The sequence below is a fragment of the Variovorax sp. MSC1_012 genome, from assembly GCF_023667525.1.
Taxonomy (GTDB): domain Bacteria; phylum Pseudomonadota; class Gammaproteobacteria; order Burkholderiales; family Burkholderiaceae_C; genus Variovorax; species Variovorax beijingensis_B.
Genome location: NZ_CM174443.1, coordinates 2125457 through 2141197, shown reverse-complemented (window position 1 = coordinate 2141197; position 15741 = coordinate 2125457). Strand labels below are relative to the sequence as shown.

Sequence of the window (15741 nt, the reverse complement as noted above, 5' to 3'; positions counted from 1 at the left end):
GGGTTTTCGCCCGGGGCCGTGGTAGAAACCGGCCACCCTGCGCACGTCGCGCATTGCATCGCACCGATGGCCGAAGACTTCTCCTTCAATCCACGACATTCCGTGCCGCCGGCCGGCCCTGGCCTCTGGCGTGCGTCCTGGCTGCTGCTGCTCGGCCTGGCCCTGCTGTTCCTGGGCGGTTGCGCGGGGCTGCCGGCCGGGGTGGAGCGCAAGCCTTCGGTGGCCATCGCCGACGGGGGCGACACCGTGCTGGGACGCCTGGTGGCAGCGGCTTCGCCGCCGGGGCAGGGGCTGAGCGGTTTCCGGCTGCTGCCGATGCCGCAGTATTCGCTGCATGCGCGCGTCGAGCTCGCGCGCCGCGCCCAGCGCTCGATCGACGTGCAGTACTACCTGGTGCAGAACGACGAAACCGGCCGCTACCTGCTGCGCACGCTGCGCGACGCGGCCGACCGCGGCGTGCGCGTGCGCCTGCTGGTGGATGATCTCTACACCGCGGGTGCCGATCCGCTGTTCGCGGGCTTCGCGGCGCATCCGAACGTGGAGGTGCGCTTCTTCAATCCGTTCCCGGCCGGCCGCGATTTTCTGGGCACGCGCTGGGCGGCGTCGCTGCTCGACTTCGACCGCGTGCACCGCCGCATGCACAACAAGCTCTTCGTGGTGGACAACACGATGGCGGTCATGGGCGGGCGCAACATCGCCAACGAATACTTCCTGCGCGATGGCGGCTCCAACTTCATCGACATCGACACGCTGGTGGCCGGCACGGTGGTGCCGCGGCTGTCGTCGCTGTTCGACATGTACTGGAACAGCCCGTACGTCTATCCGATCGAGTCGCTGGTCTCCAGCGGCGGCGCCACGCCGCAGCAACTGCGCGAACACTTCGAGCAATTGACCGCCGGGCCGGACACGCTGCATCCCGAGCCGCTGACTTCCACCGACCTGCTGGGCAACAATGCGCTCGGCAAGGACCTGGGCGAAGGCGCGCTGTCGCTCGTCTGGGCGCGAGCCGAAGCCTATGCCGACGCGCCCGCCAAGGCACTGGCCCCCACGGACAAGGCCCGCGGACTGCCGGCCGACGAGTCGACCGACAGCGTGCTCTACAACATGCAGCGGTACCTGCGCGGCGCCCAGCAGGAGATCCTGCAGACCACGCCCTACCTGATTCCGGGGCGCGGCGGCATGGAGACGATCCGCATCGTGCGGCAACGGGGCGCGAGCTACACCATCGTGACCAATTCGCTGGCCGCCACGGACGAATCGCTGGTGCACATCGGCTATCGCCGCTACCGGCCCGAGATGCTCGCCCTGGGCGTGGAGCTCTACGAACTGAGCCCCAAGCGCGTCGAGCAGACCAAGCGCTTCGGCATCTACGGCTCGGCCAGCGGCCGGCTGCATGGAAAGTCGGCCGTGGTCGATCGCAGCATGGTGTTCATCGGCTCGATGAATTTCGATCCGCGCTCGATGCTGCACAACACCGAGATCGGCCTGTTCATCTTCAGCCCGCAGATTGCCCAGCAGCTCACCAGCCTGATCGGTTTCATCCGGCTCGACGGCGCCTACCAGCTGCAGCTGGGGCCGCGCGGCGGCATCGAATGGGTGAGCCCGGCCTCGGGCGACGGCGCCGACACCATCCTGCATGTGGAGCCGGAAACGGATTTCTGGTCGCGCTGGAAGCTGGAGCTGTTCGCCCCGCTGGTGCCCGAGAGCCTGCTGTAGAGCGCGCCCCGGGCAGGCGCTATTGCTGCAGGCGTCCGTTCAGGTAGGGCTCAGGATCGACGGCGGTGCCGTTCTTGCGGATCTCGAAATGCAGCTTCACGCGGTCGGTTTCGCTCTTGCCCATTTCGGCGATCTTCTGGCCTTGCCGGACCACCGCGTTTTCCTTCACGAGGATGGTCTGCGCATGGGCGTAGGCGGTGAGGAAGGTCTCGTTGTGCTTGATGATGACCATGTTGCCGTAGCTGCGCAGTTCGCCGCCCACGTACACCACGCGGCCATCGGCCGAAGCCACGATGGGGTCGCCCAGGTTGCCGGCAATGTCGAGGCCCTTGTTGCGCACGCCGTCGAAGCGGGCAATGGTGGTGCCGGCGGCGGGCCGGATGAACATGGCCTGGGGCTGCTGCACGGGCGGTGGAATAGTCACGCCGGGCCGCGCGGGCGGCTGCGGCGTGGTGCAGGCGGCCAGGCCGGCGGCCACCACAAGCGCGGCGCCGGTACGAAAGGCAAATGTCTGAAGGTGCATGGCTCTTTTGGAACGAATTCGTTGCTGAGGGTTCCCGCGGTCGGCGCGCCGGGCGAGCCACCTAGGGCCTGTTCACACTACTAACGGAGTCGCGAAGGCATGCCAAAGCGGACAAATCAAGGCGCACGACGCCGCGTGTGCGTCGGCACACGCAAGAAGTGCAACGCGGAGTTGGCCGCTTTGGCATGCCTTCCCTTCGAGTTGTTCGGCAAAGGGGCCGTCTGCGGCGTTGCCTGCGCTTGCAAGGCGTGAGCCTTGCTGCGCACAGGCGCCTTGCAGCCAGCCCCTTTGCCGAACAACGCGATCTCCGTTAGTAGTGTGAACAGGCCCTGCCCATGCTAGCAAACTCCGCCGGGGCCGGCTCTACTTGAGCGGAATCGGCGTGCCGCGGTCGATCGGCACCGCCGTCACGCTGTTCTTCGGCGAACCCTCGATCAGCAGGTCGGAGTAGGTGAGGTAGACCAGCGTGTTGCGCCTGGCATCGACCATGCGCACCACGCGCAGCCGCTTGAACAGGATCGACAGCCGCTCGCTGTAGACCTCTTCCCGCTTGGGCAGCGGCTGCGTGATGCTGACCGGCCCGACCTGGCGGCAGGCAATGGAGGCTTCGGACTTGTCCTCCGCCACGCCGAAGGCGCCGGCCAGCCCGCCGGTCTTGGCGCGCGAGACATAGCAGGTCACGCCGTTCACCTTGGGGTCGTCGTAGGCCTCCACCACGATCTTGTGGTCGGGGCCGATGAGCTTGAATGCGGTGTCCACGTCGCCCACCGTTTCCGCATGCGCGGCCGAGGTCAGCGCAAGGCCGATCGCCATGCCGGATGCGAAGGCTCCGCGACGGAGGAGGGGAGCGCGGGGGGCCTGGGTCATGGGGTGTTGTTTCAAACGATGCTGAGTTCGTGCACGCGGTCGAAGCTGCCGCGCCGCCGGTCTTCGAAGAAGTGCTCCAGCGCCTCGCGCACGGTGCGAAAGGCGATCTCTTCCCAGGGAATCTCTTCCTCGGTGAAGAGCCGGGCCTCGATGGTCTCGTGACCGGGGTCGAAGCGGTCATCGAGCAGGCGGGCGCGGTAGAACAAGTGCACCTGGCCCACCCGCACCACGCTGATCACCGCGAACAGGCCCTGCATCTCGTAGTGGGCGCCGGCCTCTTCGTCGGTCTCGCGGGCCGCGCCCTGGGCCGCGGTTTCGCCCAGTTCCATGAAGCCCGCGGGCAGCGTCCACTTGCCCCAGCGCGGCTCGATGTTGCGCTTGCACAGCAGCACCCTGTCGCCGAGGACGGGAATGGTGCCCACCACATTCAGCGGGTTCTCGTAGTGGATGGTGCTGCAGGCCGGGCAGACCGCGCGCTCCTTGGTGTCGCCGTCGTCGGGAACGCGGTAGACCACTGCGGTGCCGCAGTTCTTGCAGTGCTTGATGGGTACGCGCAGGATCATGGAGCGGCGAGCGTGGGTTTCAGGCGATCTTGATGGTGAGCTTTGGCAGGCCGGCCACTTCGCCCACCAGCGTGTCGCCCGCCACCACCGCCGCCACGCCTTCGGGCGTGCCGCTGTAGATCAGGTCGCCGGGCTGCAGCTCCCACGCGGCTGACAGATGCTCGATGGTTTCGGCCACGTTCCAGATCAGCTTGCTCACGGTGCTGCGCTGGCGGTCGCTGCCGTTGACCTGCAGCGAGATTTCAGCGTTCTCGGCATCGCCGGCCTCGGCCACCGGCACGATCGGGCCGATGGGCGCGCTCTGCTCGAAGCCCTTGCCGATGTCCCAGGGGCGGCCCTGCTTCTTCATGTCGTTCTGCAGGTCGCGCCGCGTCATGTCCAGGCCCACGGCATAGCCGTAGATGTGCTTGTGCGCATCGGCCGCCGCAATGTTCTTGCCGCCGGTGCCGATCGCCACCACGAGCTCGATCTCGTGGTGCAGGTTCTTGGTGAGCGTGGGGTAGGCCATGGCGCCGGTCTGGCCCGCATCGACCACCACCAGCGCATCGGCCGGCTTCATGAAGAAGAAGGGCGGCTCGCGGCCGGTAAAACCCATTTCCTTGGCGTGGTCCTCGTAGTTGCGGCCCACGCAGTAGATGCGGTGCACCGGAAAACGGGCCGCCTGGCCGACCACGGGGATCGAAACGGTCGCGGGCGGGGCGAAAACAAACTCGGAAGCCATTGCGTCTGTCCTTTTTCAGCGGAACGGAGAAAAGCGGCAGTGTGCCAGAGGCCGGCCCGGGCTGCCGGTGCGGCGCTATGCTTGCGGGATGATGAAGCTGCACAACTACTTCCGATCCTCCTCGTCGTTCCGTGTGCGCATTGCGCTCCATCTGAAGGGCCTGGAGTTCGACTACATCCCGGTGCACATCGCCCGCGGCGAGCATCGAACCGGGCCGTACTCGGCCATCTCGGCCGACATGCTGGTGCCGCTGCTCGAGGATGAGGGCGAGCGCTTTTCGCAGTCGATGGCCATCATCGAATACCTGGACGAAACCTACCCCGAGCCGCCACTGCTGCCGCACGACCCCGTGGGCCGCGCCCATGTGCGCGCACTGGCGCAGTCCATTGCCTGCGAGATCCATCCGCTCAACAACCTGCGCGTGCTCAAATACTTGGTGAAGGAACTCAAGCTCGACGACGAGGCCAAGAACACCTGGTACCGCCACTGGGTGCGCGACGGCATGCTGGCCTTCGAGCGCCAGCTCGCGCAGCATCCCGGCGGCCGCTTCTGCTACGGCGACACGCCCACGCTGGCCGACTGCTGCCTGGTGCCGCAGATCTTCAACGGCCGCCGCTTCGACTGCGACTTCAGCGGGCTGCCGCGCACCATGGCCGCCTTCGAGGCCTGCATGGAGCTCGACGCCTTCCAGCGCGCCCAGCCTTCGCAGTGCCCCGACGCGGAAGCCTGAGCGGGCCCGCTGCCATGGACGACGCGCACTGGCTCGTGCCCCATTGGCCGGCGCCGCCCAATGTGCGGGCCGTGTGCACCACGCGCCACGGCGGTGTTTCGCAGGGCCGCTACCAGAGCCTCAACCTTGGCGACCACGTGGGCGACCTGGCCGCCCACGTCGCCGAAAACCGCCATCGCCTGGCGCAGGCCATCGGCGGCGCGCGGCCGGTCTTTCTTCAGCAAGTGCACGGCAACGGCTTGGTGGCGCTCGACCCTGAAGCCGGCACCCTGCGCGACGGCACGCCAGCCGACGCCTGCACCGCCACGGCCACCGGCGTAGCCTGCACGATCATGGTGGCCGACTGCCTGCCCGTGCTCTTCACCAACGAAGCGGGCCAGCGCGTGGCGGCCGCGCATGCCGGCTGGCGCGGCCTGGCCGGCGGCGTGCTCGAGGCGGCGGCCCGGTGCTTCGAGCCCGTGCAGGGCGGCGGCAAGGTCATGGCCTGGCTCGGCCCCTGCATCGGCCCCGGGGCCTTCGAGGTCGGGCCCGAGGTCAGGGCTGCGTTCGAGGCGCATGCACCCGAGGCTGCACGCTGCTTCCGGCCCGCGCCGGCACCCGGCAAGTGGCTGGCTGATCTTCCCGCGCTTGCGCGCCAGCGCCTTTGCGCAGCTGGCGTGGAATCGGTGCATGGCAACGACGGCAGCGACGCGTGGTGCACCGTCGCCAATCCGTCACGGTTCTTTTCGCACCGGCGGGACGGCGTCAGCGGGCGTTTCGCCGCGCTGGTCTGGAAGGTCTGAATCCGTGCCTGCCGCCGCGGCCGCCTCGCTCGCGGCGCGGCGCGCTTCTTCCTGCGCCTTTTCCTCGCGCTCCCTGATCGCGCGGCGCCGCCCCGGGGTGCCCATCAGGTAAACCACCAGTGCGACAGGCGCCAATCCGTACAAAAGAAATGTGAAGATGGCACCCAGTACGGTGCCCGTGGTGTTGGTGGCTTCGGCCACGGCCATCATCAGGGCGACGTAGAGCCAGCCAATCACGATCAGGTGGATAAACACAAGAAGTTTCAGTCGGTAAGTGAGCGGGAGCGTTGTGGGCGCCTTGCGAAATGCAGGATACTCAAAATACGCAAGCCATCCGTACCGATTCAGGCGAGGACCAGGAGACATGATGAAGCAACAAGCCACGGGGGCCGATGCGTTCGCGCCCTTCCAGCAGGCTCTTTCAGAGGGATGGACCAAGGCGCTGGAATCGCTCCAGCAGTCCGCCGTACAGGGGGCCTCGGCCTTCAACGGGGGCGGCATGCCGCTGTGGCAATTGCCGCCGGCGGCGAAGGTGCCCGACCTGCCCAAGATCTCCATCGCGCCCGAAAAGCTGCAATCCATCCAGCAGCAATACATGGCCGAAGCCACCGAGCTCTGGCGCCGCGGCCTCGAAGCCAGGCCCGAGGGCGACAAGCGCTTTGCCGGTGAAGCCTGGGGCAGCAACCCGCTCGCGGCCTTTTCCGCGGCCGTTTACCTGCTCAACGGCCGCACCCTGCTCAGCATGGCCGAGGCCATCGACGCCGACGAAAAGACCAAGGCGCGCATGCGCTTCGCGGTCGAGCAGTGGATGGCGGCGGCGTCGCCCAGCAACTCGCTCGCCTTCAATGCCGAGGCGCAGAAGAAGGCCATCGACACGCAGGGCGAGAGCATTGCCAAGGGCATCCAGAACCTGCTGCACGACATGAAGCAGGGCCACCTCAGCATGACCGACGAAAGCGCCTTCGAAGTGGGTCGCAACGTGGCCACCACCGAGGGCGCCGTGGTGTTCGAGAACGAGCTGTTCCAGCTGCTCGAATACAAGCCGCTCACGGCCAAGGTCCACGAACGGCCGTTCCTGCTGGTGCCGCCTTGCATCAACAAGTTCTACATCCTCGACCTGCAGCCCGAGAACTCGCTGATCCGCTATGCCAACGAGCAGGGCCATCGCGTGTTCGTGGTGAGCTGGCGCAACCCCGACGAGTCGCTGGCCAACGCCACCTGGGATGACTACATCGAGAACGCCGCCATCAAGGCGATCCACCTGGTGCAGGAGATCAGCGGGAGCAAGCAGATCAACGCGCTGGGCTTCTGCGTGGGCGGCACCATCCTGAGCACCGCGCTCGCGGTGCTCGCGGCGCGCGGCGAAAAGCCGGCCGCCTCGGTCACGCTGCTCACCACCTTTCTCGACTTCAGCGACACCGGCATCCTCGACATCTTCGTCGACGAGGCGATGGTGGCGTACCGCGAAATGCAGCTGGGCAAGGGCGGCCTGCTGCCGGGCATGGACCTGGCCTCGACCTTCAGCTTCCTGCGGCCCAACGACCTGGTCTGGAACTACGTGGTCGGCAACTACCTGAAGGGCGAGACCCCGCCGCCCTTCGACCTGCTCTATTGGAACAGCGACGCCACCAACCTGCCGGGCCCGTTCTACACCTGGTACCTGCGCAACACGTATCACGAGAACAAGCTCGCCAGGCCCAATGCGCTCACGGTCTGCGGCGAGAAGATCGACCTGGGCAAGATCGATATCCCGGCCTACATCTATGGCTCGCGCGAAGACCACATCGTGCCGATCGGCGGCGCCTATGCGTCCACGCAGCTGCTGCCGGGCAAGAAGCGCTTCGTCATGGGCGCTTCGGGCCACATCGCGGGCGTGATCAATCCGCCCGCCAAGAAAAAGCGCAGCCACTGGATCCGCGAAGACGGCAAGTTCCCCAAGACCCAAGCCGAATGGCTGGCCGGAGCCACCGAGCATCCCGGCAGCTGGTGGACCGACTGGGCCCAATGGCTCAAGGGCCATGCGGGCAAGCAGGTTCCCGCGCCCAAGGCCTACGGCAACGGCAAGGCCTACAAGGCCATCGAGCCGGCGCCCGGACGCTACGTCAAGGCAAGAGCCTGACCCGATCCTTCACAACCCCGACTTCAAATCACTTCAACGGAGAACCTCATGGAAGACATCGTCATCGTTTCGGCTGCACGCACGGCGGTCGGCAAGTTCGGCGGCTCGCTCGCCGGCATTGCAGCCACCGAGCTGGGCGCCCTCGTGATCAAGGAAGTGATTGCGCGTGCCAACCTCACGGCCGACCAGGTCGGCGAAGCCATCATGGGCCAGGTGCTGGCCGCCGGCGCGGGCCAGAACCCCGCGCGCCAGGCATGGCTCAAGAGCGGCGGCACCAAGGAAACGCCGGCGCTCACCATCAATGCCGTGTGCGGCTCGGGCCTGAAGGCCGTCATGCTCGCGGCGCAGGCCGTGGCCACCGGCGACAGCGAGATCGTCATTGCGGGCGGCCAGGAGAACATGAGCGCCGCGCCGCACGTGCTGCCCAACTCGCGCAACGGCCAGCGCATGGGCGACTGGAAGCTGGTCGATACCATGATCGTCGACGGCCTGTGGGACGTCTACAACCAGTACCACATGGGCATCACGGCCGAGAACGTGGCCAAGAAGTACGGCATCGACCGCTCCGCGCAGGACGAACTCGCGCTCGGCAGCCAAACCAAGGCCGCGGCCGCGCAGGACGCCGGCAAGTTCAAGGACGAGATCGTTCCCGTGAGCATTGCGCAGAAGAAGGGCGACCCGATCGTCTTCGACAAGGACGAGTTCATCAACCGCAAGACCAGCGCCGAAGGCCTGGCGGGCCTGCGCCCGGCGTTCGACAAGGCCGGCGGCGTGACCGCGGGCAATGCCTCGGGCCTGAACGACGGCGCTGCCGCCGTGATGGTGATGACGGCCAAGAAGGCGGCCGCGCTCGGCCTGAAGCCGCTGGGCCGCATCGCGAGCTACGCCACGGCCGGCCTCGATCCGGCGATCATGGGCATGGGCCCGGTGCCCGCATCGACCAAGGCGCTGCAGCGCGCCGGCTGGAAGGCCGCCGACCTCGACCTGCTCGAGATCAACGAAGCCTTTGCCGCGCAGGCCTGCGCGGTGAACAAGGAAATGGGCTGGGATGTGAACAAGGTCAACGTGAACGGCGGCGCCATTGCCATCGGCCACCCGATCGGCGCGTCGGGCTGCCGCATCCTGGTGACGCTGCTGCACGAAATGCAGCGCCAGAACGCGAAGAAGGGCATTGCCTCGCTGTGCATCGGCGGCGGCATGGGTGTGGCGCTGACCATCGAGCGATAGGGCTCTTTCGAGGGGGACGCTGCTGCTGTTCAGGGCGGCGCTCCCGCCGACGGGGTACGCGGCGAAGCGAATGTCCTCCGCCCTTCGGGCTCCCCCTTTATTTCGCTGCGCAAGGCACCCCATCGGCGTGATCGTTGGACAGAGCGGTCGTTGATCAGCGATACACCAGCAGCGTGCCCAGGTGCACAGGGCATCGGGTGCTCCCCGCAGCGAAATCAAGGAGGAGCCGAAGGCGGGGGACATTCGCGGAGGGGAGTACCCGGTGGCCTGTGCACGCGCCTGAACAAGCGCTGCTAATCGCGACAGGCGCATGCCACGTTGTTCACCGCTCAAAATTTGAGCAAACTGATTATTCCCCTTGTAAAACAATGAGTTAGTTCGCCTTTACAAGGAAGAACATCAGTTATCCCCAAAGTTGTCCACGGAAAATGGGGATGGCATCGGTTTCTTCAGAATTCGCCCGCAAGTCCTTGTTTTTGGGCAATCAATCGACGGCGGCCTGCTCCCCCGCGTAGTGCTGGCACAGCGTTTCGACCAGCGCCTGCGCGTAGATGGGCAGGGCAGCCCGGTCGCGCACCAGCAGGTAGCGCTCCCGCACGCACCACGCATCGCTGAGATCGATCAGCGCGAGTTGCATGCTTTCCTGGTTGCGCCGCGCCGCCGACTCGGGCACGACGCCAATGCCCACGCCGCTGCCGATCATCCGGCACATGGCATCGAAGCTGCCTAGCTGGATGCGCAGCTTCTGCCGTTTGCCGAGGTTGTCCGTGATCTGCGCCAGAAAGGTCTGCAAGGTGCTGCCCTGCTGCATGCCGATTGCGTCTTCGTCGAGCGTTTCCGCGAATGAAATCCTGCGGCGCTTCGCGAAGCGGTGCCTGCGCGAGGTGGCGAGCACCAGCCGGTCGGTGCTGAAGTGGATGGCTTCGAGGCCCAGCGTGTCGACGCGGCCCGCGACGATGCCGATGTCGGCGCGGCCGTCGAGCACGCCACGCGGGATCTGAGCATTCGGTTTTTCCTGAAGGTCGACGTTGATGCGCGGGTTGCGCGCAAGAAAGCCCGGCAAGATTTCAGGCAGGAAATCGGTCACCGCCGTGGTGTTGGCGAACACGCGCAGATGGCCGCGCAGCCCGCCGCCGTATTCGAGCAGGTCGGCGCGCAGTTGCTCGGTCTGGTGCAGCACGAGGCGCGCGTGGTGCAGGAAGGCTTCCCCCGGCGGCAGCAGTCGCACGCCGCGGGCTTCGCGCTGCAGCAGCTGCAGCCCGGCCTGGTTTTCGAGCGCCTTGATGCGCGCGCTGGCCGCCGCAAGCGACAGGTGCTGCCGCTCGGCCGCGCGCGTGAGGTTGCCGAGCTCGGCCGTGGCAACGAAGAGGCGCAGGTCGGTCAGGTCGAAAAGCATGGTGCCATCGTAAAGCCCAAGCCTTCGGTATTTCAGAAGGCTGGGTTCCGAAATCGCAGATTGCGCGCGCTGCCACGGCAGAACACCATGCGGCCATGGAGACAAAGACAATGAAATTCCGCGCACTGGCGCTTCTTTCCCTTGCTGCGGCAGCGCTTTGCACTGCGGTTCCGGCTGCCGCGCAGCCCTACCCCTCGCGCCCTGTCACGCTCGTCGTGCCGCAGGCCGCGGGCGGCACCAACGACATCGTCGGCCGCCTCGTGGGCCAGAAGATCGGCGAGCTGATGAACGCGAGCGTGGTGGTCGACAACCGGCCGGGCGCCGGCGGCAACATCGGCACGCAACTGGTCGCCAAGGGACCGAAGGACGGCTACACGCTGCTCATGACCATCAGCAGCAGCCAGGCCATCAATCCGGCGCTCTACAAGAATGCGGGCTTCGATCCGGTGAAGGACTTCAAGCCCGTGGGCCTGATCGGCGCGGTGCCCAACGTGCTGCTGGTCAACCCTTCGTTTCCCGCCAAGGACTTCAGCGAGTTCCTGAAGCTCGCGCGGCAGAAGGGCGCCAACTACCAGTACGCCTCGGCCGGCAACGGCACGCTCAACCACCTGCTGGGCGAAATGCTCAACAGCATGGCGGGCATCTCGATGCAGCACGTGCCGTACAAGGGCGTGGCGCCCGCGCTCAACGACGTGCTCGGCGGGCAGCTGCCGATCGTGTTCGCGAGCCTGCCTTCGGCGCTCTCGCACATCAAGGCCGGCAAGCTGCGCGCGCTGGCCGTGAGCGGCGAGAAGCGCTCGCCGGTGCTGCCGGATGTACCCGCCATTGCCGAGGCCGTGCCGGGCTACAACGGCACGCTCTGGATCGGCCTGTTCGCGCCCGCGGGCGTGCCGGCCGATGTGCTGGCCACGCTGCAGGATGCGACGCGCAAGGCACTGGCCGCGAAGGACCTGCGCGACAAGCTCGAACAGCAGGGCGTGGAGATCGCGGCGCCCACCACGCCCGATCAATTTTCGAAACTTCTGCAGGACGACCTCGCCAAGTGGGCACGCATCGTCAAGGCCTCCGGGGCAGCGGTCGACTGAAGGAACCGATGAGCAATCCCACCCAAGAAGAGTCCTCCGGCGCGATCGACGGAGGCACGCTCGCCAGGCTCCAGGCCTGGCAAGGCCGCAGCGAAACGCTGGCCGACGACATCACCGCCGCCCCGGTGCGCGCACTCTCGGCCACGCTCGACCGCGACGACGCGCTGCCCACGGCCGGCACGCGCCTGCCCGAACTCTGGCACTGGCTCTACTTCCTGCCGCACCATCGCCAGTCCGAGATCGGCGAGGACGGCCATGCGAAGCGCGGCGGCTTCCTGCCGCCCGTGCCGCTGCCGCGCCGCATGTGGGCCGGCGGCCGGCTGGCGTGGGAGCAGGGCAACCCGCTGCAGGTCGGCGACAAGGCCGAGCGCACCTCGACCATCGCCTCGGTCACCCACAAGGTGGGCCGCACAGGCGAGCTGATGTTTGTGCTGGTGCGCCATGAGGTGCGCAACGAACGCGGCCTTGCGCTGACCGAGGAGCACGACATCGTCTACCGCGCTGCGGCCGCGCCCGGCGAGAAGGCACCGCCGCCCGCGCCGACGCCGAAGGACGCCGCCTTCAGCCGCGAGATCGTGCCCGACGACGTTCTGCTGTTCCGCTACTCGGCGCTCACCTTCAACGGCCACCGCATCCACTACGACCGCCGCTACGTGACGCAGGTCGAGGGCTATCCGGGCCTGATCGTGCACGGCCCGCTGATCGCGACACTGCTGGTGGACCTGCTGCGCCGCAATGTGCCGGGCGCGCAGCTCGCGCGCTTCGAGTTCCGCGCCGTGCGGCCGACCTTCGACATCGCGCCGTTCCGCGTGCATGGCAGGCCGGCCGAAGGCAGCACGCACGGCAAGACCTTCAGCCTCTGGGGCGAGGACGCCGATGGCTGGCTCACGATGCAGGCCACGGCCGTGCTCGCATGAAAAAAACGGAAGACAAGCCCATGACAAGACCCCTCGACGGCATCACCGTGGTTTCGCTCGAACACGCGATCGCTGCGCCTTTCTGCACCCGGCAACTGGCCGACCTTGGCGCCCGCGTCATCAAGGTGGAGCGCCCCGGCGTCGGCGACTTCGCACGCGCCTACGACGCACGCGTGGGCGGCGAGGCCTCGCACTTCGTGTGGGTGAACCGCTCCAAGGAAAGCCTCACGCTCGACCTCAAGCAGCCTGCCGCGCTCGCGGTGCTGCAGGAGCTGGTGGCCGATGCCGACGTGCTGGTGCAGAACCTCGCGCCCGGCGCCGCCGCGCGCATGGGCCTGGGCGCCGAGGCGCTGCAGGCATTGCATCCGCGGCTCATCGTCTGCGACATCTCGGGCTATGGCGACGACGGCCCGTACCGCGACAAGAAGGCCTACGACCTGCTGATCCAGAGCGAGGCGGGTTTTCTCTCGGTCACGGGCACGCCGGATGATCCGTGCAAGTCGGGCAATTCGATCGCCGACATCGCGGCGGGCATGTATGCCTACACCGGCATCCTCGCGGCGCTGCTGCAGCGCGGCAAGACCGGCAAGGGCTCGCACATCGACGTGTCGATGCTCGAATCGCTCGCCGAGTGGATGGGCTACCCGATGTACTACGCCTACGGCGGCGCGCCGCCCCCGCCGCGCAGCGCCGCCTCGCACGCCACCATCTATCCCTACGGCCCGTTTCCCGCGGGCGATGGCGGCACGGTGATGCTGGGCCTGCAGAACGAGCGCGAATGGCGCGTGTTCTGCGAGAAGGTGCTGCTGCAGGCGGGGCTCGCCACCGACGCGCGCTTCGACAGCAATGCGCGGCGCAACGAGAACCGCGACGCGCTGCGCGCGATCATCGTGGAGACCTTTGCCGCGCTCGGCACCGCGCAGGTGGTCGAGCGCCTCGATGCGGCGCAGATCGCCAACGCGCGCATGAACGACATGGCCGGGCTGTGGGCGCATCCGCAGCTGCAGGCGCGCGAGCGCTGGCGGCAGGTGGGCTCGCCGGCCGGCGACATTCCGGCCCTGCTGCCGGCCGGCCGCCAGAGCGCCTTCGACTACCGCATGGACGCGATACCGGCCGTGGGCCAGCACACCGACGCCATCCTGCGCGGCCTCGGCCGCAGCGAGGCGGACATTGCGGAGCTGCGCGAGGCGGGGGCGGTGTGAGCACGGCAGCGCTCGCGCTGGCGCGCGCCTTTCTCTTCGTGCCGGCCGACCGGCCCGAGCGCCATGCGCGCGCGCTGGCCACCGGCGCGGGCGCAGTGATCGTCGACCTGGAGGACGCGGTGGCACCCGAACGCAAGGCCGCGGCGCGCGAAGGCCTTGCCGCCTCGTTCGCCGCGCTGCCCGGCACCGATCGGCAGCGCCTGCTGGTGCGCATCAATGCCGCAGGCACGCCGTGGCACAAGGACGACCGCGCGGCCGTGGCGGGGCTGGTCTCGCAAGGGCTGGCTGCGGGCGTGGTGCTGCCCAAGGCGGAGCGGGACAGCGACCTGCGGCTGCTGGCCGAAGCCATCGGCCCTCGGGGCGTGCTCGTGCCGCTCGTCGAATCGGCGGCCGGCCTTGCGGCGGTTGATGAACTCGCGGCGGTGCCACAGGTGCTGCGGCTCGCCTTCGGCAATCTTGATTTCCAGGCCGATGTCGGCCTGGCCTGCGATGCGGACGAAGCCGAGCTGGCGCCGGTGCGCCTCGCGCTGCTGCTGGCCTCGCGCCGCGCCGGGTTGCCCGCGCCCATCGACGGCGTGACCGCCGACTGGCGCGATGCACAACGCCTGGCCGCCGACACGGCACGCGCGCGCCGCGGCGGCCTCGGCGCCAAGCTCTGCATCCACCCCGACCAGGTCGCGCCGGTGCAGGCTGCGCTCGGCCCGAGCGCCGGCGAGCTCGCATGGGCGCGCCGCGTGATCGAGGCTGTGCGGGCCGCCGGCGGCGGTGTGGCCAGCCTCGACGGACGCATGGTCGACGCGCCGGTGGTGCGTCTGGCCGAACGCCTGCTGGCGCTCGATGCAGAACAAGACAGACATCCAACAACCCAGGAGACAACCCGATGAATCTGAAGAAGAACTGGAAGGCCCGCACCCTGCTGACCGCATCGCTGGGCGCAGGCCTGCTGGCCGGGCAAACGCCGGCCGCCGCGCAGGCGCCCTGGCCGGAAAAAGCCATCACCATGGTCGTCCCGTATTCGGCCGGCGGCCCCACCGACGTGGTCGCGCGCATGCTCGCGATTCCCATGGGCAAGTCGCTCGGGCAGACCGTGATCGTCGAGAACACCGTGGGCGCGGGCGGCACCATCGCGCCCGCGCGCGTGGCCAAGGCGGCGCCCAACGGCTACACCATCCTGATCCACCACATGGGCATGGCCACCGCGCCCGCGCTCTACAAGAAACTCAACTACGACCCGCTGAAGGACTTCGAATACGTGGGCCAGGTGATGGACGTGCCCATGACCCTGCTCTCGCGCAAGGACTTTCCGGCCAGCAACTTCCAGGAGCTGCTGGCCTACGTGAAGACGAACAAGGACAAGGTGACCCTCGCCAACGCCGGCATCGGCGCGGTGTCGCAGCTGTGCGGCATGCTCTTCGCGCACCAGATCGGGGTGCAGCTCACCACCGTGCCCTACAAGGGCGCCGGCCCAGCGCTCAACGACCTGATGGGCGGGCAGGTCGACCTGCTGTGCGACCAGACCACGCAGACCGCGCCGGTCATCAAGGACGGCAACCGCGTCAAGGTATTCGGCGTGACCACGCCGAGGCGGCTGTCCAGCATGCCGAACATTCCCACGCTCGACGAGCAGGGCCTGAAGGGTTTCGACGTGAAGGTGTGGCATGGCATCTACGCGCCCAAGGGCACGCCGCCGGTCGTGATGGAAAAGCTCAACACGGCCCTGCGCGCCGCGCTGCAGGACGATATGGTCAAGCACCGCTTCGCCGAACTGAGCACCGAAGCCGTGCCAATGGACAAGGTGACGCCCGAAGCGCTGCGCACCCACCTGGCGGCCGAGACCGAGAAGTGGGGGAAGGTGATCCGGGCGGCGGGGGTGCAGGCGGACTAGGGGCTGCC

At 67.8% G+C, this 15741-nt stretch carries 16 protein-coding genes; 10 read left to right on the top strand and 6 right to left on the bottom strand.

Going from position 1 to position 15741, the window contains the following annotated elements:
* Positions 1 to 66: 66 nt before the first annotated feature.
* Positions 67 to 1716: a phospholipase D-like domain-containing protein gene (locus L1081_RS10150; protein WP_489416293.1), complete on the top strand. Its 1650-nt coding sequence runs from the start codon at positions 67 to 69 to the stop codon at positions 1714 to 1716.
* A 19-nt stretch (positions 1717 to 1735) separates the two neighbouring features.
* Here L1081_RS10150 and L1081_RS10145 read toward each other — a convergent pair whose 3' ends face one another.
* The 4 genes from L1081_RS10145 to L1081_RS10130 form a co-directional block, all read right to left on the bottom strand.
* Positions 1736 to 2239 carry a peptidoglycan DD-metalloendopeptidase family protein gene (locus tag L1081_RS10145; protein WP_489416292.1) on the bottom strand — a complete coding sequence of 168 codons (504 nt, stop codon included), beginning with the start codon at positions 2237 to 2239 and terminating at the stop codon, positions 1736 to 1738.
* Between the two features lie 363 nt (positions 2240 to 2602).
* Entirely contained in the window at positions 2603 to 3052 is a 450-nt protein-coding gene (locus L1081_RS10140; protein WP_489416291.1) for a CreA family protein, read from the bottom strand.
* A 65-nt stretch (positions 3053 to 3117) separates the two neighbouring features.
* Positions 3118 to 3669, bottom strand: a complete 552-nt coding sequence (locus L1081_RS10135) for an NUDIX hydrolase (RefSeq protein ID WP_124959480.1) — start codon at positions 3667 to 3669, stop codon at positions 3118 to 3120.
* Between the two features lie 19 nt (positions 3670 to 3688).
* On the bottom strand, positions 3689 to 4390 hold the full coding sequence (locus tag L1081_RS10130) for a fumarylacetoacetate hydrolase family protein (RefSeq protein WP_489416290.1): 702 nt from the start codon (positions 4388 to 4390) through the stop codon (positions 3689 to 3691).
* Between the two features lie 91 nt (positions 4391 to 4481).
* On the opposite strand from L1081_RS10130, the gene maiA reads away from it, so the two are divergent.
* Both maiA and pgeF read left to right on the top strand, forming a co-directional pair.
* On the top strand, positions 4482 to 5120 hold the full coding sequence (maiA, locus tag L1081_RS10125; RefSeq protein WP_489416763.1) for a maleylacetoacetate isomerase: 639 nt from the start codon (positions 4482 to 4484) through the stop codon (positions 5118 to 5120).
* 14 nt (positions 5121 to 5134) lie between these two features.
* Positions 5135 to 5902 carry a peptidoglycan editing factor PgeF gene (gene pgeF / locus L1081_RS10120; protein WP_489416289.1) on the top strand — a complete coding sequence of 256 codons (768 nt, stop codon included), beginning with the start codon at positions 5135 to 5137 and terminating at the stop codon, positions 5900 to 5902.
* Here the strand turns inward: pgeF and L1081_RS10115 are convergent.
* Positions 5834 to 6157: a hypothetical protein gene (locus L1081_RS10115; protein ID WP_489416288.1), complete on the bottom strand. Its 324-nt coding sequence runs from the start codon at positions 6155 to 6157 to the stop codon at positions 5834 to 5836. The two genes, pgeF and L1081_RS10115, sit on opposite strands and share 69 nt — an antisense overlap.
* Positions 6158 to 6269: 112 nt before the next feature.
* Here L1081_RS10115 and phaC point away from each other — a divergent pair, with 112 nt between their 5' ends.
* Together phaC and L1081_RS10105 are read left to right on the top strand one after the other, a co-directional pair.
* Complete coding sequence (gene phaC / locus L1081_RS10110; protein WP_489416762.1) at positions 6270 to 8021, top strand: class I poly(R)-hydroxyalkanoic acid synthase; 1752 nt, start codon at positions 6270 to 6272, stop codon at positions 8019 to 8021.
* A 48-nt stretch (positions 8022 to 8069) separates the two neighbouring features.
* A complete protein-coding gene (locus tag L1081_RS10105; protein WP_124959488.1) occupies positions 8070 to 9248 on the top strand; it encodes an acetyl-CoA C-acetyltransferase in 1179 nt (392 codons plus the stop codon).
* A 484-nt stretch (positions 9249 to 9732) separates the two neighbouring features.
* Here the strand turns inward: L1081_RS10105 and L1081_RS10100 are convergent, their stop codons facing one another.
* Positions 9733 to 10644 carry a LysR substrate-binding domain-containing protein gene (locus tag L1081_RS10100; RefSeq protein ID WP_489416287.1) on the bottom strand — a complete coding sequence of 304 codons (912 nt, stop codon included), beginning with the start codon at positions 10642 to 10644 and terminating at the stop codon, positions 9733 to 9735.
* Between the two features lie 110 nt (positions 10645 to 10754).
* On the opposite strand from L1081_RS10100, the gene L1081_RS10095 reads away from it, so the two are divergent.
* From L1081_RS10095 to L1081_RS10075, 5 genes are read left to right on the top strand one after another with little or no spacing between them, the layout of a single operon-like run.
* Positions 10755 to 11729: a tripartite tricarboxylate transporter substrate-binding protein gene (locus tag L1081_RS10095; RefSeq protein ID WP_489416286.1), complete on the top strand. Its 975-nt coding sequence runs from the start codon at positions 10755 to 10757 to the stop codon at positions 11727 to 11729.
* A gap of 8 nt (positions 11730 to 11737) precedes the next feature.
* Complete coding sequence (locus L1081_RS10090; protein ID WP_489416285.1) at positions 11738 to 12646, top strand: FAS1-like dehydratase domain-containing protein; 909 nt, start codon at positions 11738 to 11740, stop codon at positions 12644 to 12646.
* A 20-nt stretch (positions 12647 to 12666) separates the two neighbouring features.
* Positions 12667 to 13848 (top strand): CoA transferase, encoded by a 1182-nt coding sequence (locus L1081_RS10085; RefSeq protein WP_489416284.1) that lies wholly within the window; start codon positions 12667 to 12669, stop codon positions 13846 to 13848.
* Entirely contained in the window at positions 13845 to 14732 is an 888-nt protein-coding gene (locus L1081_RS10080; protein ID WP_489416283.1) for an aldolase/citrate lyase family protein, read from the top strand. The genes L1081_RS10085 and L1081_RS10080 overlap by 4 nt, the downstream gene beginning before the upstream one ends.
* Positions 14729 to 15733, top strand: a complete 1005-nt coding sequence (locus L1081_RS10075) for a tripartite tricarboxylate transporter substrate-binding protein (protein WP_489416282.1) — start codon at positions 14729 to 14731, stop codon at positions 15731 to 15733. Before L1081_RS10080 ends, L1081_RS10075 begins: the two co-directional genes overlap by 4 nt.
* The last annotated feature ends 8 nt before the right edge of the window (positions 15734 to 15741 follow it).

What these genes read in the sequence shown, in the direction of transcription:
- L1081_RS10105 (WP_124959488.1), top strand. Translation starts at nt 8,070, where the DNA reads ATGGAAGACATCGTCATCGTTTCGGCTGCACGCACGGCGGTCGGCAAG.
- L1081_RS10100 (WP_489416287.1), bottom strand. Translation starts at nt 10,644, where the DNA reads ATGCTTTTCGACCTGACCGACCTGCGCCTCTTCGTTGCCACGGCCGAG.
- L1081_RS10140 (WP_489416291.1), bottom strand. Translation starts at nt 3,052, where the DNA reads ATGGCGATCGGCCTTGCGCTGACCTCGGCCGCGCATGCGGAAACGGTG.
- phaC (WP_489416762.1), top strand. Translation starts at nt 6,270, where the DNA reads ATGAAGCAACAAGCCACGGGGGCCGATGCGTTCGCGCCCTTCCAGCAG.
- L1081_RS10135 (WP_124959480.1), bottom strand. Translation starts at nt 3,669, where the DNA reads ATGATCCTGCGCGTACCCATCAAGCACTGCAAGAACTGCGGCACCGCA.
- L1081_RS10150 (WP_489416293.1), top strand. Translation starts at nt 67, where the DNA reads ATGGCCGAAGACTTCTCCTTCAATCCACGACATTCCGTGCCGCCGGCC.
- L1081_RS10075 (WP_489416282.1), top strand. Translation starts at nt 14,729, where the DNA reads ATGAATCTGAAGAAGAACTGGAAGGCCCGCACCCTGCTGACCGCATCG.
- pgeF (WP_489416289.1), top strand. Translation starts at nt 5,135, where the DNA reads ATGGACGACGCGCACTGGCTCGTGCCCCATTGGCCGGCGCCGCCCAAT.
- L1081_RS10085 (WP_489416284.1), top strand. Translation starts at nt 12,667, where the DNA reads ATGACAAGACCCCTCGACGGCATCACCGTGGTTTCGCTCGAACACGCG.
- L1081_RS10095 (WP_489416286.1), top strand. Translation starts at nt 10,755, where the DNA reads ATGAAATTCCGCGCACTGGCGCTTCTTTCCCTTGCTGCGGCAGCGCTT.
- maiA (WP_489416763.1), top strand. Translation starts at nt 4,482, where the DNA reads ATGAAGCTGCACAACTACTTCCGATCCTCCTCGTCGTTCCGTGTGCGC.
- L1081_RS10145 (WP_489416292.1), bottom strand. Translation starts at nt 2,239, where the DNA reads ATGCACCTTCAGACATTTGCCTTTCGTACCGGCGCCGCGCTTGTGGTG.
- L1081_RS10090 (WP_489416285.1), top strand. Translation starts at nt 11,738, where the DNA reads ATGAGCAATCCCACCCAAGAAGAGTCCTCCGGCGCGATCGACGGAGGC.
- L1081_RS10130 (WP_489416290.1), bottom strand. Translation starts at nt 4,390, where the DNA reads ATGGCTTCCGAGTTTGTTTTCGCCCCGCCCGCGACCGTTTCGATCCCC.